The organism is Flintibacter sp. SJQ-8 (assembly GCF_054108085.1).
The window spans coordinates 215,004-238,516 of the sequence record NZ_JBPJWR010000008.1 but is presented as its reverse complement, the minus strand read 5'-3'; the positions used below and the strand labels follow the sequence as shown (position 1 = coordinate 238,516).

The following is a 23,513-nucleotide window of genomic DNA, read 5'->3' as shown; positions in this document are numbered from 1 at the left end:
CACTGTTTTTTAGAAATTTTTCACAAGGTCACGCCGGTTTCTCTCAGCCCTTCACCAGCCGCCCGTCGATCCACACCTTGCGCACCTGGCACAGCATGTCCAGAGGGTCGCCGTGGGTGATGACGATGTCCGCGTCCTTCCCCGCCGTCAGGGAACCCACCCGGTCCGCGATGCCCGCGATGCGGGCGGCCCCGATGGTGATGGCGGCCAGGGCCTGCTCCCGGCTGAGTCCGCCCTTCACCGCCAGGGCGGCGCACATGGGCAGATACTGCACGGGGGTCTCCGGGTGGTCGGTGCAGATGGCGATGTCCACCCCCGCCCCGGCCAGCTTGGCCGGGTTCTCGATGGTCATGTTCCGCAGCTCGGGCTTAGACCGGTCCCCCAGGCTGGGTCCGGTGATGACGGGGATGCCCTCCGATGCCAGCAGCTCGGGCAGCAGATGGCCCTCGGTGCCGTGGACGATGACGCACTTTAAGTGGAACTCTTTGGCGATGCGCACCCCGGTGGCGATGTCATCGGCCCGGTGGGCGTGGATGTGGACGGGCAGCTCCCCCCGGACCACGGGCAGCAGGGCCTCCAGCTTGGGGTCAAAGTCGGGGCGCTCCTCGTCCTCGTCCTCCTCCGCCCGGTCCAGCTTCTCCCCATACTCCAGGGCCTTGGACAGGTTCTCCCGGATGATGGCCGCCGTGGCCATGCGGGTGACGGGGGTCTCGTGCCGCTCGTTATACACGCACTTGGGGTTCTCCCCCAGGGCCATCTTCATGGCCGCCGGGGCCTTGACGATCATCTCGTCCACCCACCGCCCGGCGGTCTTGATGGCGGCGAACTGGCCGCTCACCGGGTTGGCCGAGCCGGGGCCGGTGAGCACCGTGGTCACGCCCCCCTCCCGGGCCTCCTGAAAACAGCGGTCCTGGGGATAGATGGCGTCGATGGCCCGGAGATGGGGGGTGCAGGGGTCGGTGGCCTCGTTGCCGTCGTCCCCCTCAAAGCCCACCGCGTCCCCAAACATCCCCAGGTGGCTGTGGGCGTCGATAAAGCCGGGCAGCACGTGGTCCCCCCCGGCGTCCACCGTCTCCCCCTCCCAATTGGCGGGGCAGTCCTCCATGGCCCCCACCCGGGCGATCTTCCCCCCGGACACGGCCACAAAGCCCCGGGGAATGGTCTGTCCGTCCATGGTGTGGACGATACCGTTGATGATAAGCATGATCGGTCTCCTTCGTGTATTGTTGTAAATCATGTGGCTGCATGGCGGGCGGACACAGAGGTCCGCCCCTACAGACGACCTACGTGACACGCCGTAGGGGCCGACCTCCGCGTCGGCCCGTCGATGTCCGCTGCACCCGCATATTGCAGCAAAAGGGCCGCCGCACCAAATTAAAGTGCGTCGGCCCTTTTATGTTGCGCTTCTCAGCGGCGGCCTCCGCCGCCGCTGCGGCGGTTGCCGCCCTTTTTCTCGATATACCGCAGCTCAGACAGCTTGCTGTCAGAGGCCTGCATGAACTGCTTCAGCCGGTCCTCAAAGTCGGTGGGCTCCTTAGGGGCCTGGCGGACAAAGCCCATGGGGCGGGAACCGCCGCCCTGGCGGGGGGGCCGTCCGCCTCCGCCGAACCGCTGCTGTCCTCCACCCTGGCGGGCGGGGCGAGGGGGCGGCGGCGCCACCTGCTTGATGGACAGGTTGATCCGTCCTGCCTGGTCAATGCCGATGACCTTGACCTTGACCTCCTGTCCCTCCTTCAGGTGATCCGAAACCTGGTTGACATAGGAATACGCGATCTCCGAGATATGGACCAGACCGGATTTCCCCTCCGGCAGAGCCACAAAGGCCCCGAATTTCGTGATCCCAGTTACCTTTCCGTCCAAAATGGACCCAACACCAAACTCCATAAGCGACCGAAATATCCTCCTTGTGTTTTTCCCTTTCGCTCCGGCGGCGGTTTTCCCCGGGGCGAAAAGCTCTCTCTTAGTTGGCCACGTCGAAGAAGAGCACCTCGTTTTGCTTCACATAGCCCTTTTCCCGGGCCACCCGCTCCAGCGTCTCGGGGTCATCCTTGTGCTGGATGGCGTCGCTCAGCTCTTGATTTTTTGCCTGCTGATCGGCCACCTGCTGGGCCAGCGCGTCCCGCTGGACCTGGGTGGTCTGGATCTGCCCCCGAAGCTCCAGCAGAGTGGTGGCCATATAGATCAGCAGGGCCAGGACCACGATCTTGGTCAAAAATCCGGCGCGTTTGAACCGCATCTAACAGCACTCCTCTCTCCCGGGCGGCGCGGCGGCAAGCCGTCTGCTCTGCCTCCTCCGTTTTCCGCTTTATTCTATACCATTTGCCCCAGGAAAGGAAGAGATTTTTTCTAAGTTTTCCGATTTTTTTGAAAACCTGCCAGCATCCCTTCACCGGCCAGGTGAAAATCCCCAAAATCGCCCCGATGAGATCGGCCAGGCGATAGCCCAGCCACAGCACCCCGGGGCTGAGCAGGCGGAAATAGACCCCGCCCCCCATCAGACAGAACACCGCCCCATAAAGGCGCACCTGGCCCCCCCAGGCGGGCAGCGACCAGCGGAACAGGGCCCACACCGCCGCCAGCCAGAAGATAAGGTCCGCCGCGCCCCCCAGCCAGCGCAGCTTGCCCCGCACCCGCACCACCCGCAGCAGGTCATACAGCACCCCCAACCCGCCCCCCAGCAGCAGCCCCTGGCACATGGCCCGGGCCTGCTGCATCACGTCCACTGTCATCCGCCCAGCAGACGGCTGAGCAGGCCGCCCCGGCTCTCCCGCTCCCCGTCATAGATGAGGGCCGTCACCGTCCCCTCCACCTGCAGATCTCCCCCGTCCAGAGACAGCTTTTCGATGTGCAGCCCCTCCCCCTGGATCTCCAGCCCGCCCTGGGCGGTGGACAGCACCACCGTGTTCTCGTCAAAGCGCTCCACCTCCTCCACGCCGGACACCGTCAGACGGCTCCGGTCCTCCAGCACCACCCGATGGGGCAGCTCCGGTCCCAGGCGCTCCTGGTCAAAGGCCATGTCCCTCTCCCCCTTTCCGTTGTCCCCATTTTATGGCGGGGCCGCCGGGGGTTATGCCTTTTTCCCCAGGGGCGCGCAGAATCGTGGAAAACGCATATGGAAATCTGCCGCCCGCTCGTGTACAATAGGAGGCAACGCACGAATTTTCTCCCCGAAAGGACGTAATTTTATGATAAAAGCCATGTTCTTCGACGTGGACGGCACCCTGGTCAGCTTCCGCACCCACCGGGCCACCGCCGCCATGGCGGACGCCTTGCAGCAGCTCCACCGCCGGGGCGTCAAGCTGTTCATCTCCACCGGGCGGCACCCCCGGATGCTGCAATATCTCCGGGATCTGTTCCCCTTCGACGGCTGGGTGACCATGAGCGGCCAGTTCTGCTACTGCGGCGACCAGGTCATCCACCGCAACCCCATGGACCGCCAGGCGGTGGAGGAGCTGGTGTCCGCCGCGTCCAGCAACGCCTTCTCCTGCATCTTTCTGGAGGGGCAGGACATTTACATCAACTATTCCAACGACCAGACCCACGTGTTCATGAAGGACCTGAACCTCCCCCTGCCCCCGGTGCAGGACCCCCGTCGGGCCCTGGACGGCGAGCTGTATCAGGCCATCACCTTTTTGACGAAGGAGAACGAGCACCTGCTGCTGGACCGGGCGCCCCACCTGAAGACCACCCGGTGGCACCCCACCTTTCTGGATGTCATCCCCGCCACCGGGGGCAAGGACAAGGGCATGGACGCCATGCTCGCCCACTTCGGCCTTACCCCGGAGGAGGCCATGGCCTTTGGCGACGGGGAGAACGACCTGACCATGCTCCGCCACGCGGGGATCGGCGTGGCCATGGGCTCGGCCAGCGACTTTGTAAAATCCCAGGCCGACTATACCACCGGCACGGTGGACGAGGACGGCGTGATCGCCGCCCTGCGGCACTTTGAATTGCTGTAACATCCCCTTTTTGCACATTTTACAATTTCCTGTGGAATTTCTCCCGGCACGGGTGTACAATAAGCCTAAGAAGCCCCGCATATTCTGATCCATGTACGGGAGGGACCACTATGAAACTTACATTCTTCGGCGCGGCCCACGCGGTCACCGGCAGCTGTCACTGTCTGGAGGTCAACGGCCGAAAGATCTTGATCGACTGCGGCCTTCAGCAGGGCCGGGACGAGCACGACGACAACGCCCTGGACTTTGCCCCCAGCTACATCGACTATGTGCTGGTGACCCACGCCCACATCGACCACACGGGCCGTCTGCCCCTGCTGGCCAAGCAGGGCTTTGATGGCCGCATTCTGACCACCCGCCTCACCGGACAGCTCATGTCCATCATGCTGCGGGACTCCGCCCACATCCAGGAGGGGGATGCCCAGTGGAAAAACCAGAAGGGCGAGCGCGCCGGTCTGCCCCCGGTGGAGCCTCTCTACACCCTGAACGACGCCGAGGCCGTGCTCCAGCAGGTGGACACCTGTGAATACGGCGAGATGGTCGACCTGTGCGAAGGGGTCCGGGTGCGCTTTAACGACGCGGGCCACCTGCTGGGCTCTGCGGAGATCGAGCTGTGGTGCACGGAAAACGGCGTGACCAAAAAGCTGGTCTTCTCCGGCGACCTGGGCAACGTGGACCAGCCCATCATCCGGGACCCCTCCTATCTGCGGGAGGCCGACTATGTCATCATGGAGTCCACCTATGGGGACCGGGACCACGAGCCGCCGGAGAGCTATACCGGCGCCCTGGCCCAGCTCATCGACGAGGTGTTCGCCAAGGGGGGCAACATCATCATCCCCTCCTTTGCCGTGGGCCGCACCCAGGAGCTTTTATACTTCCTGCGGGAGATCAAGGACAAGCACATGGTCAAGTCGGTGCCCAACTTCACCGTCTGCGTGGACAGCCCCCTGGCCGCCGAGGCAACCCGCATCTACGCTGGGAACCTCCACGGCTATCTGGACGAGGAGGCTATCGCCGTGCTGCAAAGCGGCAGCGACCTGTTCACCTTCCCCGGCCTGACCCTCACCCAGTCCACCGAAGAATCGAAAGCCCTGAACGCCGACAAGACCCCCAAGATCATCCTGTCCGCCTCCGGCATGTGCGACGCGGGCCGCATCCGCCACCACTTAAAGCACAACCTGTGGCGGCCGGAGTGCGCCGTGGTCTTTGTGGGCTATCAGGGGGATGGCACCCTGGGCCGCCGCCTGCTGGAGGGGGCCAAGACCGTCAAGCTCTTCGGCGAGGAGATCGCCGTCCGGGCCCGCATCGTCAACTTCAAGGGCCTGTCCTCCCACGCGGACCGGACCCACCTGCTGTCCTGGGTGAAGAACTTCTCCCCCAAGCCCCAGCAGGTCTTTGTGGTCCACGGGGACAGCCCCGTCACCGAGCTGTTCGCCAAGACCCTGAACGACGAGCTGGGCGTTCCCGCCCACGCCCCTCTGTATGAGGAGGTCTATGACCTGACGGAGAACCGTCTGCTGGCCCCCGGCGTGGTGCTGGAGAGCAAGCCCCGTCCCGCGGGTGCCTCTGCCGGCTCCCCCGCCTATGTGCGGCTGCAGGATGTGTCCAAGCAGCTGGAGCTGCTCATCAGCCGCAGCCGGGGCCGCCCCAACAAGGACCTGGCCAAACTGGCCGACCAGCTGCGCCAGGTCATGGAGAAGTGGGACAGCTAAACCCATCCAAACCAACAAACCCCGGGGCCGCCCGCACGGGCGGCCTCCATTCTGTCATCACACATTACATCGGAGGAACCCATGGAAATCGACCGCAAAGAACTCAAGCGCCGGGCCCGGGCGGATATGGGCGCGGCCCAGCCCCCCTTCTGGGCGGTGCTGCTGGCCTATCTTCTGCTGACCACCGGGGTCAGCGACCTGCTCTATCTGGTCCCCCTCCCCGGGGACGGTGCCATCCCCACCACGTCCATCTTCCTGTCCGTACTCATCACCCTCTATCTGTCGGTGATGAGCTTTGGCCTGGACCTGTGGTCCCTGTGGACCACCCGGCACCTGGACCCCGGCGTGAACGCCCTGTTCCAGGGCTTCTCTGTGGCGGGGCGGGTCATCTGGCTGAACATCTGTGTGGCCCTTCAGATCACCGTCCGCCTCTTCCCCGCCGTCATTGCCCTGGTGCTGTTCTATTTTCTCCTGTCCCCCCTGCTGCTCTCCGCCCCGGTGGCCCTCATCTGCTGCACCATCCCGGTGATGTTCGCCCTGTACTACAACATCGTCCTGCGCTATGCCCTGGCCCCCTATCTCCTGGCCGACCACCCGGACGACGGGGCGGGGATGGCCGTCCGCCGCAGCATGGAGCTGATGCGGGGCTGGAAGTGGGAGCTGTTCAAGCTGGACTTCTCCTTCCTCGGCTGGCTCATCCTGCTGGAGGCCCTGCGCCTGCTGGCCGCCTGCGCCGCCCTGGCAGGGAGCGGATTTTTCGCCCTGCTGACCCAGCTGCCCGCCGCCGACCTGCCCGGGCTGATCCCCGGCTATCTGGTCTGGCTCAACGATTTCTCCGGCACCCTGGCCTCCTTCTCGGATACCCAGGTGCAGCTGTTCACCCTCTTCTCCCAGGTGGGCCAGGGGACGTTTGCCTCTCTCCTGGGCGACCTGTTCTCCCTGCCCCTGCTGCTGTGGCTCACCCCCTACCGCAAGGTGGCCCGGGCCGCCTTCTACGACGCCCGCCAGGCCATGCCGGAAGCAGCTGCCCAAGACTTGCCGCCGCTCTGAAGTTAGGAGTTAGGAGGGATGAGTTAGGAGTTTTTACTCATCTCTTATCACTCCTAACTCATCACTCAACACGTCTATGCTCAGAAAGGGGGCTGCATATGGAATCTACTGCGCTTATCACCCAGGACGCCCTTGACGCCCTGTCCTATCGGTCCGCCTTTGGAAAAAGTCTGAAGCAGATCTCCCTGCAAAAGCTCCCTCTGGAGGCCATCCTGGAGGACGTCGCCCAATACCGGCAGCGCTATATCGACGCGCTGATCTCAGAAGGACTTGTGGGGTCCCGATTCAAAAGCGACGACTCCATCTGGCGAAAATACGAGAAGACGCTGCGCGCCGGCGGCGGCTTCCGGCAGTGCTGCAACGATATCCTGGGGTTCCGCCTGCATCTGGAGGCGTATCCAGACGAATTTCCCCACTATTTCCGGGTGGTAGACCTGCGAAAGGGCAAGCAGACGGACGACGGATACCGGGCCATCCACCTGTACTATCAGCGGGACAACCGCTCCTATCCCATCGAGCTTCAGCTCTGGTGCGGCCAGGACTATCAGTTCAACATCTGGAGCCACCGGTACGTGTACAAATATCATCCCGCCCAGGTGGGCCGGGCGCTGCATCAGGCATACTGCGCCGGAATGCTCCCCACAGAACAGGCCTTTCTGGCCAGGCTGACCCAGGAGGTGCAAAACCGTGGGTGACAAAACCATCTATGTGGTGGCCAAGGTCTTTGACCGGCAGGGCTGCCTTGCCTATCGCTGCAAAACCGCCCGCGAGGCCAGGTGCCTGCCCGGCACGCTGGAGTCCCTCCGGGCGGAGGGCGTGCAGATCGTCATTCTGGACAGCCCCGAGCTATACTCGGAGTACGCGCCCTATCAGTACATCGAAGACATGAAGGAATTCATCGACCAGGTCTGGGCGCTGAACCGCACTGTGTAAAAAATTTTTTGTCCAGGGAACAGCGGCTGCCTGCCGCTGTTCCCTGGGCGTTTTCGTCTCAAACGCCCGTTTGACATCCGTACATATGTATGATACACTGATTTTAACATCAACTCCCATGTGGAAAGGAGCGCTGCCTGATGGTCAAGCTCACCCCAAAGCAGCAGCAGATCTATGACTATATCCTCTCCTTCACCTCTCAGCACGGCTATCCCCCCTCGGTGCGGGAGATCGGCGCGGCGGTGGGGCTGAAGTCCCCCTCCACCGTCCACTTCCACATGAAGGGGCTGGAGGAGGCCGGGGTCATCGTCAAGGCCGAGGGCAAGACCCGGGCCATCACCATCCCCGCCATGCCCCTGGGGGCCGTGGCCGAGGAGACCGATCCCCGTGAGAACCAGATCCCCATCCTGGGCAACGTGGCCGCCGGAGCGCCCATCCTGGCCGAGGAGTGCATCGAGGACTATCTCACCTTCGACACCCAGGGCATGTCCGGGGAGCACTTTGCCCTGCGGGTGCGGGGGGAGTCTATGCTGGGCGCGGGCATCCTGCCCGGCGATCTAGTGGTGGTCCACCGCCAGCAGGACGCCTATAACGGCGAGATCGTGGTGGCCCTGTTCGAGGACGAGGCCACCGTGAAGACCCTCTCCCGCCGGGGCGGGCACACCTGGCTGCTGCCTGAAAACCCGGACTATGACCCCATCGACGGCGACCACGCCGACATCATCGGCAAGGTGGTGGCGGTGGTCCGGCGGTATTAAAGTTCCAGCGGAGACAGGCCCGGTCCCCCGTGCGCCGCAAAAGCGCCGCGGATAACAGCAGGTCCGACCCCACCGCCGCGGCGGCCCAGCCCGTGACGATGGCGGGGATACCCCCTAAGATCGGCCCCATCACCGGCTCCACCCCATAGACAAGCCCCATGGCCAGCGCCCCCCAGGCCAGGGAGAAGGGCAGACACACCCGTCCCTTTATGTTTCCGGGCAGACCGGCATAGTCCCAGAACCGCACCCCCAGCCCCCGCTGACACAGGGCCGCCCAGGCGTACTCCACCCCCGTGGCTACTAAGCCTCCCAGCAGAAACAGCGCCCAGGGCCGCCCCTGCACCCCAACCGGCAGGGCCAGAATAGCCAGCGCCCCCGCCCCATACACCGGGCACAAGGGCAGCACCCGCAGGCACTTTCGGCTGCCCCGGGCACCGGTCAGCCGGGCATAGGCCGTCTCCAATAAAAAGCCGCAGAAGCTGTACCACACAAAATTCCAAAACCAAACCACGAATGAAACCCTCCGTTCTCCCTTCCTAGGGTCGCCGAACGAGCCGGGCTTCATTCGTCTTTTTTTTCTTCCTGTCTTGCAACCCATCGCCGTTTGTGGTAAGATAGCCCGATGGAACCAGCGGTTTCACAAAATGAAAATAAGGTTGGGAGTGGCGTTCAATGCGGCATTTAATTGATTTTGGCGATCTGCCCCGGGAAGAGTGGGACAGCCTTTACCGCCGGGCCAGCGAGATCATCGACGCGCCGGAGAAGTTCATCGACGTGTGCCGGGGCAAAGTCTCCGCCAACCTGTTTTACGAGCCCTCCACCCGCACCAACTTCTCCTTCCAGACGGCCATGCTCCGCCTGGGCGGCTCGGTGTTCGGCTTTGCCGACCCCAACTCCTCCTCTGTGTCCAAGGGCGAGACCCTGAAGGACACCATCAAGATCGTCTCCAACTACGCCGACGTCATCGTCATGCGCACCCCCTGGGAGGGCGCGGCCAAGGCCGCCTCTCTCTACGCCAACGTGCCCGTGGTCAACGCCGGCGACGGCGGCCACATGCACCCCACCCAGACCATGGCCGACCTGACCACCATCACCCGCCTGCGGGGCAAGGTGGACGACCTGGCCATCGGCCTGTGCGGCGACCTGAAAAACGGCCGCACCGTCCACTCCCTCATCAAGGCCCTGGCCAAGTTCCAGAACATCACCTTCTTCCTCATCTCCCCCCGGGAGCTGGCGGTGCCCGACTATGTCCGCACCTTCATGCGGGAGAACAACATGCGCTTTACCGAGGTCACCGGCCTGGAGGCCGTCATGCCCCAGCTGGACGTGCTCTACATGACCCGCATCCAGAAGGAGCGCTTTGTGGACCCGGTGGAATATGAGCGGAACAAGGGTATCTACGTCCTCACCCGGCGGAAGCTGGACCGGGCCAAGCCCGACATGCTCATCCTCCACCCCCTGCCCCGGGTGGACGAGATCACCGTGGACGTGGACGACGACCCCCGGGCCGTCTATTTCCAGCAGGCCCGCTTCGGCATGTATGCCCGCATGGCCCTGCTGGAGCACCTGGCCACCCAGCCCCGCATCGAGGACCGGGACCTGCCCCCCGTGGAGATCGGCACCAAGCCCGTGTGTACCAACCCCCGCTGCATCACCCAGACCCAGCACTATCTGCCCCCCCTGGTCAAAAAGATCGGCGGCGTGGACTGCTGCGGCTTCTGCGACGCGGCCCTGCGGTAAAACCAGCCCTCCGGGGGACGGAAAAGTCTGCCGTCCCCCGGAATTCGCGAAAATTTGCTCTTTACAAGCGGGGAAAATCCTGCTATAATACCAAGGTAACAAGATCATATGCGTCCGTAGTTCAATGGATAGAGCGTCAGATTCCGGTTCTGAATGTTGGGGGTTCGAGTCCCTTCGGGCGTACCACAAGGGAGCAAGTTTAAGACTTGCTCCCTTGTTTTTTGGGGATATCCGTAATCATGGGGACGGTTCTTCTGATTAGGTACTAATCACAAGAACCGTCCCCGTGATTACCAGTAAACGGAAACCCATCGACATTTCACGCTAAAAAACCTACATTTCATGTAAACCTCTGTACTTTCAGGAAAATCGTGCTATAATCGAAGCATACCGTCAGAAGGGAGTGGAGCCGCGTGAAAAACAGCTTGACATGGCGGAACCAGACTAATATACTGACGACAGAGCAGAGCAGAGCAGTAATTTTTTCTGGTCTGTCCGTTCTTTATGCCCAATTTGATATAAAGAGACCCATTTCCGACACGGGATATTCTCGTGCCGGGAATGGGTCTTTTTATAATCTTTAGAGGTTCTATAATAAATGTTGGGGTCAGGTGAAGAACCTGACCCCAACATTTATTATAGAACCTAAAAACAGCATAAGATAGCAAAACCCCGGCGGCCTGCGGGCCGCCGGGGTTGAACTATGTGGGGGTAAGCCCTCTCCGCCCCCTGCGGGGGCACCTCCCCCAAGGGGGGAGGAAAGGGGGACGAGGGAGTTACGAATCGCCGCGTCGGGGCTTTGCCCCTCCTCGCGATGACAGGACGGGTCGGTCTTGGCTCCCCCCGTGGGGGAGCTGGCACGGCGTGAGCCGTGACTGAGAGGGCGGGCGGACACAGAGGTCCGCCCCTACAGGTATTATGGTAACCACCTGTTACAAAAAATCGGAGCAAGCGACAACGCCTGCTCCGATGTGGTGACCCAGCGGAGATTCGAACTCCGGACACCCTGCTTAAAAGGCAGGTGCTCTGCCAACTGAGCTACTGGGTCAAATATTCAATTGAAACTTCCTCTGCCAAATCGAAGCCCAGCGAAGCGGGTTCGATTTGGCAACGAGGAACAGCGAAACGAGTGCGCTTTGACTTTTGAAAAAAGTCGAAGCAAGGGATGTGAAGCTCGTGACGAGTTGGCAGGGATGGCTGGACTCGAACCAGCGAGTGAGGGAGTCAAAGTCCCTTGCCTTACCACTTGGCTACACCCCTATGTCCGCAAGAGACGAAGAAAAAACGGAAGAAGGACCGGAGCCGAAGCTCCGGCCCTTCCGCCTTACATGTGGGGTGGGTAAAGGGATTCGAACCCTCGACACCCGGAACCACAATCCGGTGCTCTAACCAACTGAGCTATACCCACCATATCTGGCTGGAACGCTGTTATTCGGAAATCCGTCTGCGCTGTGTCTGCCGCTTTTAAAAAAGTGGCACGCCTGAAGGGACTCGAACCCCTGACCCACTGCTTAGAAGGCAGTTGCTCTATCCACCTGAGCTACAGGCGCATATGGAGCGGGTGATGGGAATCGAACCCACGCGACCAGCTTGGAAGGCTGGGATTCTACCATTGAACTACACCCGCATGGACGGCGTATTCTCTCACGTCAGCTTAGACATAATAGCATAATCCCCGCCGTCTTGTCAATCCCCTTTGCCGATTTTCCCGGCTAAATTTTTACCATTCATAAACAAAAAATTTTTCGCCAAAGACGGGAACATTTTTCCTCCCCCGTGCGTCTACACCAGTGAACGCAATGAAAGAAACGCGGCCCGCGCCGCGGGAAAAGGAGCAGATCAATATGAAGAAAACACGTTTCACGGCCCTGTTTTTAGGCGGCATGATGCTCTGTCTTACCGCCATCCCCGCCCTGGCAGCGGAGAACGAGCCCATGGTCATCTCCCCCGCCCCCACCAGTCAGACGGATGCGATCGCCATGTCCGAGCACACCGGTCCCGACAGCCTGCTGTATTACGGCACGGTCCGCGTCACCGCCCGGGACGCCCAGGGCCGCCCCACCCAGCTGTCCCTCACAAACGATCAGGGCAGCTGGACTCTCACCGCCGACGAGAGCACCGCCTGGGTGGACAGCGGCAAGCACGCCGCCAGCGACCCCGCCGACCTGAAGGACGGGGAGCAGGTCTATGTTGCTCTGGCCTATGACCACACTCGCCCCCAGGAGCAGCTTCCCACCGGCTGCGCGCTGGCCGTGCTGCGCAACGTGCCCCAGGACGGCGGCTGCGCCCAGTACCACGTGATCGGCGCCGTGGAGCAGAACAGCAAGGGCCAGTACGTCCTGACCACCGACAACGGCGGCCTGCTCATCTCTGCGGGGGAGGGCACCGGCACCTCCTGCTACGACGGCTCCCCCCTGGCCCTGTCCGATCTGAAGGCGGGGGACCGTATCCTGGCCTGGTATGACGTGGTCCTGACGTCCTACCCCGGCCAGACCTACGCCACCCACGTGATGCGCCTGAGCCAGCCCCAGCTGGCCGACGGCACCCAGCTGACCCTGAAGCTGAACGGTAAAACCAGCGCCGTCACCGGCACGACCATCTCCGACCAGCCCATGGTCCCCGTGGCCGCCGTGGCCCGGGAGCTTGGCCTCCAGGTCTATTACGACACTGAGAACGGGGACAACGGCCCCCTGGTCCGGGTGGAGGACGACCAGTTCTCCGTGCGCATCTGGCTGCGCGACCCCCTGATCTTCGGCACCACCAAGATCGAAGGCGCGGAGGGCACCACCGGCTCCCTGCCCTACAGCGAGCTGACCTATGTCCAGGCCCCCGGCACCACCTGGGCCCCCGCCTCCCTGTTCCAGATGCTGGGCTATACCGTCACCCTGGACGGGACCACCCTGAATATCCAGTAACCTTTTTAAAGCCAAACGTCATGGCCGCCCGCCTGGGCGGCCATTTTTATGCCTGTTTTTACCCGCCAGCCGGGAATTTGTGATACTTCACCCCCACCTGGGGAGATGCGCCCCGCAGGGTGGCCAACTGCTCCACGGTGACGAAGGTAAAGCCCCTGGCGGTCAAATTGTCGGCGATGGCCAGGGCGGCGTCCACGGAGCTGTCGTAGATGTCGTGGAGGAGGATGATGTCCCCGTCCTTCACGTGCTCGGTGACGGCGGAGACGATGCGGTGGACGTCCCGGTCCTTCCAGTCCTCCGGGTCCACCGACCACAGGATGAGGGGGCTGGCCGCCCACTGCTCCGCCGCCTGATCGGTAATGCCATAGGGGGGACGGAGCCAATAGTCCCCCGGCCCGGCGATCTGGGCCAGCAAGGCACGGGTGCGGCCCACCTGGACATCGTAGTCCCGGCGGGACAGGTCGGTGAGCATCACGTGGTCAAAGGTGTGGACGCCCACCTGATGCCCCTCCGCCGCCATGCGCCGGACGATGGCCTGGCCCTCCGGGTCGTCCGCCAGCCGGGAACCCACCAGAAAGAAGGTGGCGGGGATCTCCCGCAGGGCCAGGCCGTCCAGCAGCCGCCCGGTGGTGGATGGACGGGGCCCATCGTCAAAGGTGAGGGCCACCAAGCCGCCCTCCTCCGGCAGCTCCACCGATGCCCCGCCCCCGGCGGTCAGGGCGATCTCCCTACCGCCGGTGAGCGTGAGCGCCAGCGCCGCCGCCAGCACCGCCAGAGTCCACCGTCCCCGCCCGCCCATGGCCACACCTCCCGTTTTGTTCACAGTTCCTATTCAGTATGTGCAAAACTGCAAGACAAAGCGCAGGAAATTTTTTAATTGTCAAACACCCGGCGTTTTTCCACCCGGATGACCAGGGCGGTGCGGTCATCGGTGGCCCCCTGGGGGCTTTGGGTGATGAGCTCCCGGGCCAGGTCCTTGGGGCTGGCCCCGTCAAAGGCCTCCAGCTTCTCCCGCAGCCACCGGTCGTCCCCCGTGCCGCAGATGCCGTCGCTGACCATCAGCACCGTGTCCCCCGGGGACAGGCGCAGGGGAAAGCGGTCTGAGACCGGCTCCTCCCCGGCAGACAGCCCGGCAGGCAGGGCGGAGCCGGACAGCCGCTGCACCGCCCCGCTGCGCTTGACATAGGTGGGGGCCGCCCCCAGCTTATAAAGTTCCCCGTCCCCGGTGAACAGGTCGATCTGCAAAAGGTCCACCGTGGTAAAGCCCCCGGCGTCCTCCCCCCGCAGGGCCAGGGCGGAGGCCAGGGTACTCAGCGCCTGCCGGGCGGGGACCCCGGCCTGGAGAAACTGCTCCAGCAGGCGCACCGCCAGGGTGCTCTCCCGGTTGGCCTCCGGCCCGCTGCCCATGCCGTCGCACAGGAGGACATACAGCATCCCGTCGGGCCGCTTGAAATAGGTCCCCGCGTCGCCGCTGACCGTCTCGCCCCCCTTCCGCTGGGCGGCCACCCCGGCCACCGCCATCAGGGGTTCCTGCTGGATGAGGGACAGGCTGCCCTCCCCCCGGCGCTCCAGGCGCAGGGGCACCCCCAGCAGGGCGGACAGCTCACTCAGACGCTCCGGTCTGGCCAGCGCGGCGCAGCCGGGGCCCTCCGCCTCCAGATGGAGCAGCCCCCGGCTGTCCCGAAAGGCCGCCGTGCGCACCTCCAGCCCCAGCTCCGCCGCCATCTGCCGCAGGCGGCGCTCCCCAGTGAGGTCGGGGGTCAGCTCCCGGCTCAGCTCTGTGGCCGCCGAGTGGAGCAGCTCAGACAGCTGGGCATACTGGCGGCACACGGCGCTCCGGCTCTCCCCCACCCGGGCGTTATACTGCCGCCGGTACAGCAGGGCGGCCAGCTCCCGGTCCACCGCCGCCACATAGGCGGGGAAGTGGAGGCACCGGTCCGCAAAATACCGGGGGAAGTCCTCCGCCAGGGCGCTGCCCCGGGCCATCATGGGGGCGGTGGCGTCGTTCATGGCGTTGAAGGTGGAGGCATAGTCCTGCTTCCAGCACCGGTCCCGCAGGGCGCAGCTCCGGCACAGCTTTCCGGCGGCCCGGTCAAAGATGACGGACACGTCGTTGTCGTTCCGGGGCGGGCGAAAGGCGGCCCGCAGGGTCTCGGACAGGGACCGGAAGGCGGCGGAGGCCGACTCCAGCTGTCGCTGGACCAGGCGCTCTCCCCCCAAATTTCCCGGGCCGGACAGCTCCGGGGCCAGCCAGGACCCCAGCACCCCCAGGCTCCCCTGAGGCAGGGGGAGAAAAATCAGGGCGGCCAGCGCCCCCTCATACAGGCCGGACAGGGGCAGCCCCCGGCCCCAGGTCCACAGCAGTGCGGCGGCGTTGGTCCCGGCAAAGGCCAGGGCGGCGGCGGGGCGGCCCTTTCCCCGGACAGCACCGGCGGCCAGTCCCCCCAGGGCATAGGCCATGGTGTACACTGGGGTGGCGTTGGCCCCCAGGTCCATGGCCGCCCCCAGCACCGCCCCCAAGATCGTCCCCGGGGCGCTGCCCGCCTGGCTGGCGGCGGCGAGTACGGTCAAAGCGGCCAGGCACCGGCCCACGGAGATGTCCTGGATCAGATGCAGGGGAGCCAGAGCCAGCAACACCGTGGCCGTCAGCACCAGCAGCCCCGCCCGCCCGGCATGGGAGGGGAGCCTGTCCTGCCGCCCGGGGCGCAGGGGAGCTAATGCCAGGGCATAGCACCGGCAGGCCCCCACGGTGAGGGCGGTCTCCAAAGCGAAGGCGATCATCCCCGAAGGGGTCCAGCCCGCCTGACTGCGGACGATGACCCCGGTGGCGGCGTTGATCGCTCCGGCGATGAGGGGCATGGCCCAGGGCTGGCGGAGGGGCTTCCAGTCGTAAAAGGCGAAGGCCACGGCAAAGGTCAGGGTGGCGGCGGAGGCGCACCGCAGCCCCTGGGTCAGCTCCAGCAGACAGACAGAGCCCAGGCAGGCCCCGGCCAGGGCGGCCATCCCCCACAGGCCGGAGCCCGCCGCCCCCACAAAGGCCACCCCGAAGGGGGCGCAGTCCCCCAGCAGCACCGCCCCGGACAGCACGGCGGAGAGCAGAAAGTGGATGCCCGCCTCGGTCCACAGTGCCACGGCGGAGGCGGGCAGGCGCACCTGCCCCGTCTGTCTGGCCCGCAGGCGCAGCTTGAACAATTTGGCGCGGATGGTCTCTTTGGCAGTCATAGCCGTCTCCTCCTGTGTGTCCGGCCTTGGCCGGTCTCGTATAGTAACTGCCATTATATTCCATGCAGGACAAAACGCCCGTCGAAATCCGGCCCCGGAGACGGCGGGCGGCATGAATTGGGAGTTTACGAACGGCGAAAGTTGCGGTAAAATAATGTTTACTATCGCCGGGTATCCCGGCGGAACGAGACTTGTCACGAGGGGAGGGAAAACGCCATGGCGAAGCTGCTGATGCCCGGGGAGGTGCTGGCCATCACCGGCCAGGCCGCCGACCTGCTGCTGCGGCTGGACAACGGGGACGCGGCCCTGCTCTATCTCCACCTGCTGCGCCGGGGGACGGTGAACGACCTGAACTGGCCCCAGCCCCGGCTGTCCGCCGCCCTCTCCCTGCTGCGGGGGCAGGGGCTGGCCCCCAAAGACGTGCCCGAGGCCGATCCCCCCGCCCCGGAGGCCCCGCCCCCGGAATACGCCCTGGAGGATCTGAACGCCGCCCTGAACGACAAGGCGTCCTCCTTCCCCGCCCTGTGCGACGAGGTGGAGCGCCGCCTGGGCAAAAAGCTCTCGGCCAACGACCTGCGGGTGCTGTATACCCTGTTCGACCATCTGGCCCTGCCCGCCGAGGTCATTTTGATGCTGGTGGGCTGGTGTACCGAGGAGATGGAGCGGAAATATGGCCCCGGGCGCAAGCCCTTCCTCTCTCAGATCCGCCGGGAGGGCTTTGCCTGGGCCCGCCGGGGCATCGACACCATGGAGCGGGCCGAGGCCCACATCCAGCGCCTGACCCAGCTGCGCAGCCGGGAGGGCGAGGTGCTGCGCCTGCTGGATATCCCCGCCCGGCCTTTGGTGGAGCGGGAGAAGACGTACATCGCCGCCTGGGATGACATGGGCTTTGACGACGAGGCCATCCGCATGGCCTATGAGAAGACGGTGCTGAAAAAGCGGTCCATGGACTGGGGCTATATGAACGGCATCCTCCGCCGCTGGCACGAGAAGGGGCTGCACACCGCCGCCGCCATCCAGGCGGGGGACCGGGACCCCAGACCCGTCCGGGCCGGGGGCGGCCCTCAGCCCCCCCAGCCCGCCGCCCAGGAGCAGCAGGCCCGGGAGGATATGGACCGGATGCGCCGCCTGATGGAACAGATGAAGCGAGAGGAGGGCTGAACCCATGTCATATGACGCCAACGTGCTCCGCCGGGCCACCCAGCGCCTGGAGGAGGAGCGCCGCGCCCGGTCTGACCGGGCCGCCCGGCTGCGGCAGGAAGCCTATGAGAAGGAGCCCCGCCTGGCCCAGCTGGACAAGAAATTGCAGGGCACCATGTCCCAGCTCATGGCCGCCGCCCTGCGCCGTGGGGAGAGCACCGCCCAGGCCATCCAGGCCATCCGCGCCCAGAACCAGGACATCCAGAAGGAGCGGGCCGTGCTGCTGGGGGCCATCGGCCTGCCCGAGGACGCCCTGGACGACAAGCCCGCCTGCCCCCTGTGCGGGGACACGGGCTGGCGTGGGGCGCAGATGTGCCAGTGCCTGAAAAAGCTGTGTACCCAGGAACAGATCCGGGAGCTCTCCAAACTGCTGGACCTGGGGGAGCAGTCCTTTGACAGCTTCCGCCTGGACTATTACAGCCAGACCCCCTGGCCGGGCCGGGGAGCCTCCCCCAGGGAGAACATGGAGCTGGTGTATGAGGTCTGCCTGAACTACGCCCAGAAATTTGGCCGGTTCTATTTCAAAAACCTGTTCCTCTCCGGCGCCCCGGGCTTGGGCAAGACGTTTCTGTCCGCCTGCATCGCCCGCACCGTGTCGGAGGAGGGCTTCTCCGTGGTGTACGACACGGCGGGGAACATCTTCGCCCAGTTCGAGCTGAAAAAGTTCCAGCGGGACGCCCAGGACGCACAGGAGGCCAAGGACGAGACTCGGCGCTATCTCAACTGCGACCTGCTGATCTTAGACGACCTGGGCAGCGAGCTGACCACCCAGTTCACCCAGTCGGCCCTGTACGAGCTGGTGAACACCCGCCTGGTGGCGGGGCGCTGCACGGTCATCTCCTCCAACCTGTCCATGGACGAGGCCGCCCGGCGCTACTCCCCCCAGATCGCATCCCGCCTGGCGGGGGAGTACCACGTCCTCCACTTCTTCGGCGACGACATCCGTCTGCTGAAAAAACAGCGGATGTGAGCATAAAATATCCCCGGCGGCCCGCAGGCCGCCGGGGTTTTGCTGTCTTAGTGCTGTTTTTACTTCTCCGCTAGCTTCACGAACTGCTGGAGCATCACGGCCATTTCGGCACGGGTGGCCCCAGCCTGGGGGTCCACGGTGCCGTTGCTGCGGCCAGAGATGATTCCGGAGTAAGCGGCCCAGGACACAGCCTCGCTGGCCCAGGTGGAGATGCTGTCGGCGTCTCTGAACTTGGACAGAGCCATGCCGTTGGGAATGGGGTCCATGCCCTTCAGTTTCGCGTAGCTATAGAACATGGTCACCAGCTGCTCCCGGGTGATGTTCACCTCGGGCATGGTGCCGTCGGAGACGCCGGTCTGCTTGGCCCAATTCATAGCCTTCTCGTACCAGGTAGCTCCGCCGGTGACATCCTGGCCATCCATGCGGGCCAGGATGGTCATCAGCATGGCGCGGGTGGTGTTCTGGCTGCCGCCGAAGAGATTCTCGCCCACGCCGGACATCAGGCCCCGCTGGGCCACGAAGTCCGCGGCATCGGCGTACCAGCTGTTTTCAGGCACATCCACAAAACCACTCTTGCTGGGCTGGTCGGGCTTGACTTCGCTCTTCACGAAGGTCACCTTCACGTCCACCTTGCTGTCAGGCATCACAAAGCTGAACTTGCCGTCGCCCTTGTCGGTGACGGTGATCTGGTTGCCCTTGCTGTCGGTGACGGTCACCTTGTCGATTTCATAGCCTGCGTCGGGCTTCACGGTGATGGTAACCGTATCGCCCTTCTTGGCGGTGGAGCCGTTGTTGACCGTCACAGAACCGTTATCCGCCTTGGGGGTGGACACGGCGTAGCTGTTGTTTCGGCTGGACCCGCCGCCGCCGTGGCTGGTGGACTGGTAGGTCACGGTCACGGTGCAGGTAACGGGGTCGACATTCACGTAGTTGGCGGTCTCGTCGTACTTCACCGTGGCGGTGAAGGTGTAGGTCTCGTCGGCGTTGGGCAGAGTGGCGGTGAAGGTGCCGTCCTCGTTCTCGGTAACAGTCACGTTCTCCTTGTCGCAGGCGACGGTGACCTTGCCGTCCTCAGGCTTCTCCACCGTCAGGGTCACCGTGCCGGAGCCGGTCAGGGTGGCCTGGTCGGGCTTGATGGTGATGGTGGGGGTGGCCTTGGTGATGGTCAGGTCGGCATACAACACTTCGTCAATCTCGTTGTAATGCTCGGTGTCCGCCACGGTGAACTCCGCCGTCGCTTTCACACTGCCCGCATTGGTCAGGGTGTTGTTCTCGTAGGAGACGGTCACGCCCTCGGGCAGCTCGCCGCTGATCTCCAGCGTCTTTTCCTTGCCGTCGTAGGTGTAGGTGGCATTCTCGAACTTCACGCCGGACATGTCGTAGTCGGCCTTGCCGATTTCAACGATCACGGTTTGTCCGTTGCTCTGGCCATTGTCTGCCGTGAAGTCAACGTAAATATTAAATGTGCCGACTTCCTTAGGCGTGCCGATGAGCATGCCATCGTTGCGGAGTTCCAGACCCTCGGGCAGCTGATCCTCGTCCGCATTCACTTCGCAGGACGCGATAATGGACAGGTCAGATTCCTCGTCATCGTAATAGGCAGTCTCAATGACCTGCTTCTCCAGCTTCTGGCCGTAGACGCCGTTGATCTCGTTCGTACTGACGTTAACGGCCTTGGGGTCCACATGGACGGTCACCGTCACATCGTCGGTCACATTGGACAGCGTGATCGCGTTGTTTGTGATATCAAGTTTTTGAGATTCACCAGCATAAGCATCCAGCAGCTTATAGCCGTAGGCCACATCAAAGGTCACGGTGAGGTTTTCGCCGTCCGCCACTTCAACAGGGTTGGCGCAGCTGACCTTCACCTGCTCGGGCAGGTTAAAGGTCACGGTGCGGATGGCAGCAGCGTCCGCCAGGACCAGGGTGTTGCTGTCCGTCGCCTTCTGGACCAGTTTGTTGCCGCCGTCATAGGTGAAATAAGCCGCGTCGGCGGAGGTCACAGTGTGGGTATCCGTGCCCTTGGCGACGGTGGCGTTCAACTTTATCAACTGATCCGGCAGGGTCACGCCGATGGAAGCGCCGGGGGTCAGCTGACCGGTGACAATCACAAGAGAATTAGAATTGAATTCCGCAGGTGTCGCCGGGTTGTCCTTTGGAGGAGTCCGATATTCTGGATAGAAGTTGTTCGCCTTGCCGTTGACGGTATTGCCCGAGATGACCACGGAACCCAACACCGACACGGTCTTCTCCCGGTGGTCAATGCCGCCGCCGCTCAGCTTGGCAGTGTTATTGCTCACCGTGGTATCCTGAAGGGTCAGCGTGCCGCGGTTCTGGATGCCGCCGCCGGAAGCGTTTGCCGCCTTATTGCCCGAGATCGTGCAGTCAATGAACGTCATTGTGGTGTTTCCATCCGTATAGATGCCGCCGCCGCCCAGCCAGGAAGCCAGCGCGTTCGCAGTGTTATTCGTGATCTTCGTGTTCTGAATGGTGCAGTCCGTGGCGCTGCTCACTGTAAAAATACCGCCGCCGCTGCCATAGATCCCGTCGGTCTCTGTGTCTGTTGTGATGATATCCACAAAATTGTTAGAGATCGTGCTGTCCGTGATAGTGGTGCTCTTATTGTTGAGATAGATACCGCCGCCCTGTCTCAGAGCACGGTTTCCGTCAATGGTGACGCCCGTCATCTCCACGGTGGAACCGCTCGTTGCGATAGCACCGCCGCGCTCAGCATTATAGCTACCATCAGTCAATCCGCCGCGGATGGTGATATCCTTCAAGGTCAGACTATTACCGCCGAAATAGATGCCGCCGCCAACAGCGAAGTTTCCCGGCTTGAGGGCCGTAGTAACTGCTTTTGCCACGTTTCCTTCCAGCACGACGCCAGCGCCGGAGAGGGTGGCCGTGCTGCCGCTATGGAAGCAGCCGCCGCCGCCGTAGATGTTGGTGGTGTCCGTCATAACCTCGGCAGTATTGTTGGAGATCGTCACGTTCCCTGTGATGGTCGTGTTGCTGTTGCCGTCGCCCAGGATACCGCCGCCGTGTTCGGCCTTATTGCCAGAGATCATAACATTCGTGCCGTTGATCTCCACGGTGCCGTTGGAGTAGATACCGCCGCCGTATTTCACAGCCTGGTTATTCTGAATGGAAACATTCTCGGAAATATTCAGTACGCCCTTCGCTATAACGGCAATACCACCGCCGGAGGGCGCCGTGCTCCACACGGTAGTTCCAGTCGTATTATTTTCAATTTTGGTGTTTCCGCTGATGCTGCATTCGGCGTCACTCGCAACGTACACACCGCCGCCAATACCGCCATGATTGTTTTTGATCTCAGTGTCGCCGGTGATGTTCACCGTGCAGTGGTCGGCTTTGTCGTTATGCCCCACCATAACACCAGCGCCGTTTTGCTCCGCTGTGTTATTCGTGATAGTAGCGCCGGAGATGGTCACGTCGCCGCCTTCGGCGTAAATGCCGCCGCCCTTACCGTTATACTTTCCGTTGTCTCTGTCATTGAGGGCCTGGTTGCCGGAGATCAGCACCTTGCCAATGTCCACCTGGTCCGAGTCGAATCGGATATAGATACCAGCACCGGTGTGATAGCCCACGTTATTCGTGATAGAACCGCCGGTCAGGGTGGCCTTCACGCCGTAGCCGAAGAAAATACCGGTGCCCACAGGCCAACCGGCCGTCGCCGGGGAGGCGTTGCCGTTGATTTCGCCGCCGGTCATCTTGAAATCCATCACAGCGTTGGCCATGATACCGGCTGCTCCAGCGGAACCGTTGTTATACTGGATGCTGCCGCCCTGGATGAGCAGAGCGCTGCCGTCCTCGTTGCGGATGCCGCCGCCGTAGCGGGAAGAGTTATACTGAATGACCGCGCTGCCCGTCACCGTCATGTCACCGGCGTTATAGACCGCGCCGCCCAGGCCCGTCCCGGAGAGGTCGGTCTGGTAGAAGTTGAAGTTATTTTGCAGCACAGCGCCGTCGCCCACCGTCAGCTGGCCCATGTTGCAGATCAGCGCACCAATGACGGGGGTAAGACCCTGGGCCTGATAGTCCGTCAGTTCCGTTTTATTGTCAATCACGGGAGCGGCGTTCGACAGCGTCCAGCCAGCGTTGCCGTCCATGCAGATGTCCTGCACGGTCAGGCTGCTGTCCTCGGTCACATAGAACAGGTGCGCCGTCGCGGGGGCGGTGTCCAGGACGTTGCCCTCTTTGTCCGTCGCATTTTCCTGGTAATTGGCCACATCGCCCGTATAGCTCTTGGCACGCTGGATGGTGCCGCCGCCGGAGATGGTCACGTCGCCACTGACCGTCACCTGTGCGCCGATGGTCAGCGTCGCGCCGGAGTTGACCGTCAAATCCCCGGTCAGGGTCCTGGCCTCGCTCCAGGTCGTGTCGCTGTCGATCACAATGTCAGCAGGGGTCTCTTCCGCCTTGGGGTCCTCCTGGACCACAGGGGCATTGTTCTCCTCCTGCGGCTCAGCCTGGGGAACGGCTTCTTCCACCGTCTCCGCCTGGACGGGTTCGGTCAGATTCTCCCCCACCGGCTCCTCATCGGCAAAGGCCATCGGGGTCATGGACAATAAAATTGTCGCCGACAGGAGACTTCCCAATAATCGTTTCTTCATGTGCTCTTCTCCTATAAAAAGTTCTGAAAAAATATAAAAAGACCCATTTCCGGCACGAAACTATTCCGTGTCGGAAATGGGTCTTTTCATCCAATTATTCAAATTCAGGCAACAAAAAGCGGCAGAGAAGTTATTTACTGCTCTGCTCTGCCGTCAGTATATGGGCGCGGCGCTGCCAGTATACGGTAGGCGGGGGTCCCCTCATTCGCGTTGCCCTTGAGGAGGCCTACTTCTTGATAAAAGCCTCCTCTTTTTTGAGGGGAGGTGAGTATGTATGGTGACTTATTCTGATCTGATTTTGATTGGACAGCTCATTGTGGCTATTCTGAATCTGTTCGTCCATATTTACAATAATAAAAAGAAGTAACTGCCCACGCCCACCAAGCTAAGCAGTTACTTCTGCAAGTACGGGGGCTCTCG

General features: G+C 63.0%; 18 protein-coding genes, 6 tRNA genes and 1 pseudogene. 11 read left to right on the top strand and 14 right to left on the bottom strand.

The genetic code is table 11. The features are described from left to right. Positions 1 to 43 precede the first annotated feature (43 nt). The 5 genes and pseudogenes from ACSAMP_RS06045 to ACSAMP_RS06025 all read right to left on the bottom strand — a co-directional run bounded on the left by ACSAMP_RS06045 (position 44) and on the right by ACSAMP_RS06025 (position 3,016). A complete protein-coding gene (locus ACSAMP_RS06045; protein ID WP_457799823.1) occupies positions 44 to 1,204 on the bottom strand; it encodes an amidohydrolase in 1,161 nt (386 codons plus the stop codon). A gap of 203 nt (positions 1,205 to 1,407) precedes the next feature. Next, positions 1,408 to 1,884, bottom strand: coding sequence for a S1 RNA-binding domain-containing protein (locus ACSAMP_RS06040; protein WP_441796672.1), 477 nt, complete (start codon positions 1,882 to 1,884; stop codon positions 1,408 to 1,410). Positions 1,885 to 1,960: 76 nt separating this feature from the next. Beyond that, entirely contained in the window at positions 1,961 to 2,236 is a 276-nt protein-coding gene (locus tag ACSAMP_RS06035) for an FtsB family cell division protein (protein WP_441796673.1), read from the bottom strand. Between the two features lie 235 nt (positions 2,237 to 2,471). Beyond that, positions 2,472 to 2,714 (bottom strand): annotated as a pseudogene (yabQ, locus tag ACSAMP_RS06030) (spore cortex biosynthesis protein YabQ); the annotation flags it as partial. 11 nt (positions 2,715 to 2,725) lie between these two features. Beyond that, on the bottom strand, positions 2,726 to 3,016 hold the full coding sequence (locus ACSAMP_RS06025; protein WP_441796674.1) for a YabP/YqfC family sporulation protein: 291 nt from the start codon (positions 3,014 to 3,016) through the stop codon (positions 2,726 to 2,728). A 169-nt stretch (positions 3,017 to 3,185) separates the two neighbouring features. Here ACSAMP_RS06025 and ACSAMP_RS06020 point away from each other — a divergent pair, with 169 nt between their 5' ends. The 6 genes from ACSAMP_RS06020 (at position 3,186) to lexA (ending at position 8,412) form a co-directional block, all read left to right on the top strand. Then, the gene (locus ACSAMP_RS06020) at positions 3,186 to 3,959 is read left to right on the top strand and encodes a Cof-type HAD-IIB family hydrolase (RefSeq protein ID WP_457799822.1); all 774 of its coding nucleotides are present in this window, start codon (positions 3,186 to 3,188) and stop codon (positions 3,957 to 3,959) included. A 110-nt stretch (positions 3,960 to 4,069) separates the two neighbouring features. Beyond that, positions 4,070 to 5,671, top strand: coding sequence for an MBL fold metallo-hydrolase RNA specificity domain-containing protein (locus ACSAMP_RS06015; RefSeq protein ID WP_457799821.1), 1,602 nt, complete (start codon positions 4,070 to 4,072; stop codon positions 5,669 to 5,671). Between the two features lie 81 nt (positions 5,672 to 5,752). Beyond that, the gene (locus tag ACSAMP_RS06010) at positions 5,753 to 6,721 is read left to right on the top strand and encodes a DUF975 family protein (protein WP_457799820.1); all 969 of its coding nucleotides are present in this window, start codon (positions 5,753 to 5,755) and stop codon (positions 6,719 to 6,721) included. Positions 6,722 to 6,819: 98 nt separating this feature from the next. Beyond that, a complete protein-coding gene (locus ACSAMP_RS06005) occupies positions 6,820 to 7,416 on the top strand; it encodes a nucleotidyltransferase family protein (protein ID WP_457799819.1) in 597 nt (198 codons plus the stop codon). After that, positions 7,409 to 7,654 carry a DUF6718 family protein gene (locus tag ACSAMP_RS06000; RefSeq protein WP_441796679.1) on the top strand — a complete coding sequence of 82 codons (246 nt, stop codon included), beginning with the start codon at positions 7,409 to 7,411 and terminating at the stop codon, positions 7,652 to 7,654. The genes ACSAMP_RS06005 and ACSAMP_RS06000 overlap by 8 nt, the downstream gene beginning before the upstream one ends. Before the next feature lie 140 nt (positions 7,655 to 7,794). Beyond that, positions 7,795 to 8,412 carry a transcriptional repressor LexA gene (gene lexA / locus ACSAMP_RS05995; protein ID WP_457799818.1) on the top strand — a complete coding sequence of 206 codons (618 nt, stop codon included), beginning with the start codon at positions 7,795 to 7,797 and terminating at the stop codon, positions 8,410 to 8,412. Here lexA and ACSAMP_RS05990 read toward each other — a convergent pair. Continuing rightward, on the bottom strand, positions 8,375 to 8,923 hold the full coding sequence (locus ACSAMP_RS05990; protein WP_457799817.1) for a putative ABC transporter permease: 549 nt from the start codon (positions 8,921 to 8,923) through the stop codon (positions 8,375 to 8,377). The two genes, lexA and ACSAMP_RS05990, sit on opposite strands and share 38 nt — an antisense overlap. Positions 8,924 to 9,084: 161 nt before the next feature. Between ACSAMP_RS05990 and pyrB the strand changes: the two genes are divergently transcribed. Continuing rightward, on the top strand, positions 9,085 to 10,152 hold the full coding sequence (pyrB, locus tag ACSAMP_RS05985; RefSeq protein WP_457799816.1) for an aspartate carbamoyltransferase: 1,068 nt from the start codon (positions 9,085 to 9,087) through the stop codon (positions 10,150 to 10,152). 110 nt (positions 10,153 to 10,262) lie between these two features. Further along, positions 10,263 to 10,338, top strand: a tRNA-Arg gene (locus tag ACSAMP_RS05980). Positions 10,339 to 11,124: 786 nt separating this feature from the next. Here the strand turns inward: ACSAMP_RS05980 and ACSAMP_RS05975 are convergent. From ACSAMP_RS05975 to ACSAMP_RS05955, 5 genes are all read right to left on the bottom strand, one after another. Continuing rightward, positions 11,125 to 11,200: transfer RNA gene (locus ACSAMP_RS05975), tRNA-Lys, on the bottom strand. A 137-nt stretch (positions 11,201 to 11,337) separates the two neighbouring features. Then, positions 11,338 to 11,412 (bottom strand) — tRNA-Gln (locus tag ACSAMP_RS05970). Positions 11,413 to 11,483: 71 nt separating this feature from the next. Then, positions 11,484 to 11,560: transfer RNA gene (locus ACSAMP_RS05965), tRNA-His, on the bottom strand. A gap of 65 nt (positions 11,561 to 11,625) precedes the next feature. Continuing rightward, positions 11,626 to 11,702 (bottom strand) — tRNA-Arg (locus ACSAMP_RS05960). Between the two features lie 3 nt (positions 11,703 to 11,705). Beyond that, positions 11,706 to 11,779, bottom strand: a tRNA-Gly gene (locus ACSAMP_RS05955). Between the two features lie 217 nt (positions 11,780 to 11,996). Between ACSAMP_RS05955 and ACSAMP_RS05950 the strand changes: the two genes are divergently transcribed. Beyond that, entirely contained in the window at positions 11,997 to 13,067 is a 1,071-nt protein-coding gene (locus ACSAMP_RS05950; RefSeq protein WP_457799815.1) for a hypothetical protein, read from the top strand. A 58-nt stretch (positions 13,068 to 13,125) separates the two neighbouring features. Here ACSAMP_RS05950 and ACSAMP_RS05945 read toward each other — a convergent pair whose 3' ends face one another. Continuing rightward, entirely contained in the window at positions 13,126 to 13,866 is a 741-nt protein-coding gene (locus tag ACSAMP_RS05945) for a polysaccharide deacetylase family protein (protein WP_441796684.1), read from the bottom strand. Between the two features lie 74 nt (positions 13,867 to 13,940). Continuing rightward, complete coding sequence (locus ACSAMP_RS05940) at positions 13,941 to 16,289, bottom strand: SpoIIE family protein phosphatase (RefSeq protein WP_457799814.1); 2,349 nt, start codon at positions 16,287 to 16,289, stop codon at positions 13,941 to 13,943. Positions 16,290 to 16,505: 216 nt separating this feature from the next. On the opposite strand from ACSAMP_RS05940, the gene ACSAMP_RS05935 reads away from it, so the two are divergent. Both ACSAMP_RS05935 and ACSAMP_RS05930 read left to right on the top strand, forming a co-directional pair. Further along, entirely contained in the window at positions 16,506 to 17,450 is a 945-nt protein-coding gene (locus tag ACSAMP_RS05935) for a DnaD domain protein (RefSeq protein ID WP_457799813.1), read from the top strand. Between the two features lie 4 nt (positions 17,451 to 17,454). Then, entirely contained in the window at positions 17,455 to 18,459 is a 1,005-nt protein-coding gene (locus ACSAMP_RS05930) for an ATP-binding protein (RefSeq protein ID WP_441796687.1), read from the top strand. A gap of 59 nt (positions 18,460 to 18,518) precedes the next feature. On the opposite strand, the gene ACSAMP_RS05925 is transcribed toward ACSAMP_RS05930, so the two are convergent. Next, a complete protein-coding gene (locus ACSAMP_RS05925; RefSeq protein WP_457799812.1) occupies positions 18,519 to 23,093 on the bottom strand; it encodes an S-layer homology domain-containing protein in 4,575 nt (1,524 codons plus the stop codon). Between the last annotated feature and the right edge of the window lie 420 nt (positions 23,094 to 23,513).

Excerpts from the sequence above, each read along its gene's own strand:
- ACSAMP_RS06035 (WP_441796673.1), bottom strand. The coding sequence starts at position 2,236 with ATGCGGTTCAAACGCGCCGGATTTTTGACCAAGATCGTGGTCCTGGCC.
- ACSAMP_RS05925 (WP_457799812.1), bottom strand. The coding sequence starts at position 23,093 with ATGAAGAAACGATTATTGGGAAGTCTCCTGTCGGCGACAATTTTATTG.
- ACSAMP_RS06025 (WP_441796674.1), bottom strand. The coding sequence starts at position 3,016 with ATGGCCTTTGACCAGGAGCGCCTGGGACCGGAGCTGCCCCATCGGGTG.
- ACSAMP_RS05945 (WP_441796684.1), bottom strand. The coding sequence starts at position 13,866 with ATGGGCGGGCGGGGACGGTGGACTCTGGCGGTGCTGGCGGCGGCGCTG.
- ACSAMP_RS05950 (WP_457799815.1), top strand. The coding sequence starts at position 11,997 with ATGAAGAAAACACGTTTCACGGCCCTGTTTTTAGGCGGCATGATGCTC.
- ACSAMP_RS06005 (WP_457799819.1), top strand. The coding sequence starts at position 6,820 with ATGGAATCTACTGCGCTTATCACCCAGGACGCCCTTGACGCCCTGTCC.
- ACSAMP_RS05940 (WP_457799814.1), bottom strand. The coding sequence starts at position 16,289 with ATGACTGCCAAAGAGACCATCCGCGCCAAATTGTTCAAGCTGCGCCTG.
- pyrB (WP_457799816.1), top strand. The coding sequence starts at position 9,085 with ATGCGGCATTTAATTGATTTTGGCGATCTGCCCCGGGAAGAGTGGGAC.
- ACSAMP_RS06015 (WP_457799821.1), top strand. The coding sequence starts at position 4,070 with ATGAAACTTACATTCTTCGGCGCGGCCCACGCGGTCACCGGCAGCTGT.
- ACSAMP_RS05935 (WP_457799813.1), top strand. The coding sequence starts at position 16,506 with ATGGCGAAGCTGCTGATGCCCGGGGAGGTGCTGGCCATCACCGGCCAG.
- ACSAMP_RS05930 (WP_441796687.1), top strand. The coding sequence starts at position 17,455 with ATGTCATATGACGCCAACGTGCTCCGCCGGGCCACCCAGCGCCTGGAG.
- ACSAMP_RS06010 (WP_457799820.1), top strand. The coding sequence starts at position 5,753 with ATGGAAATCGACCGCAAAGAACTCAAGCGCCGGGCCCGGGCGGATATG.
- lexA (WP_457799818.1), top strand. The coding sequence starts at position 7,795 with ATGGTCAAGCTCACCCCAAAGCAGCAGCAGATCTATGACTATATCCTC.
- ACSAMP_RS06045 (WP_457799823.1), bottom strand. The coding sequence starts at position 1,204 with ATGCTTATCATCAACGGTATCGTCCACACCATGGACGGACAGACCATT.
- ACSAMP_RS06040 (WP_441796672.1), bottom strand. The coding sequence starts at position 1,884 with ATGGAGTTTGGTGTTGGGTCCATTTTGGACGGAAAGGTAACTGGGATC.
- ACSAMP_RS06020 (WP_457799822.1), top strand. The coding sequence starts at position 3,186 with ATGATAAAAGCCATGTTCTTCGACGTGGACGGCACCCTGGTCAGCTTC.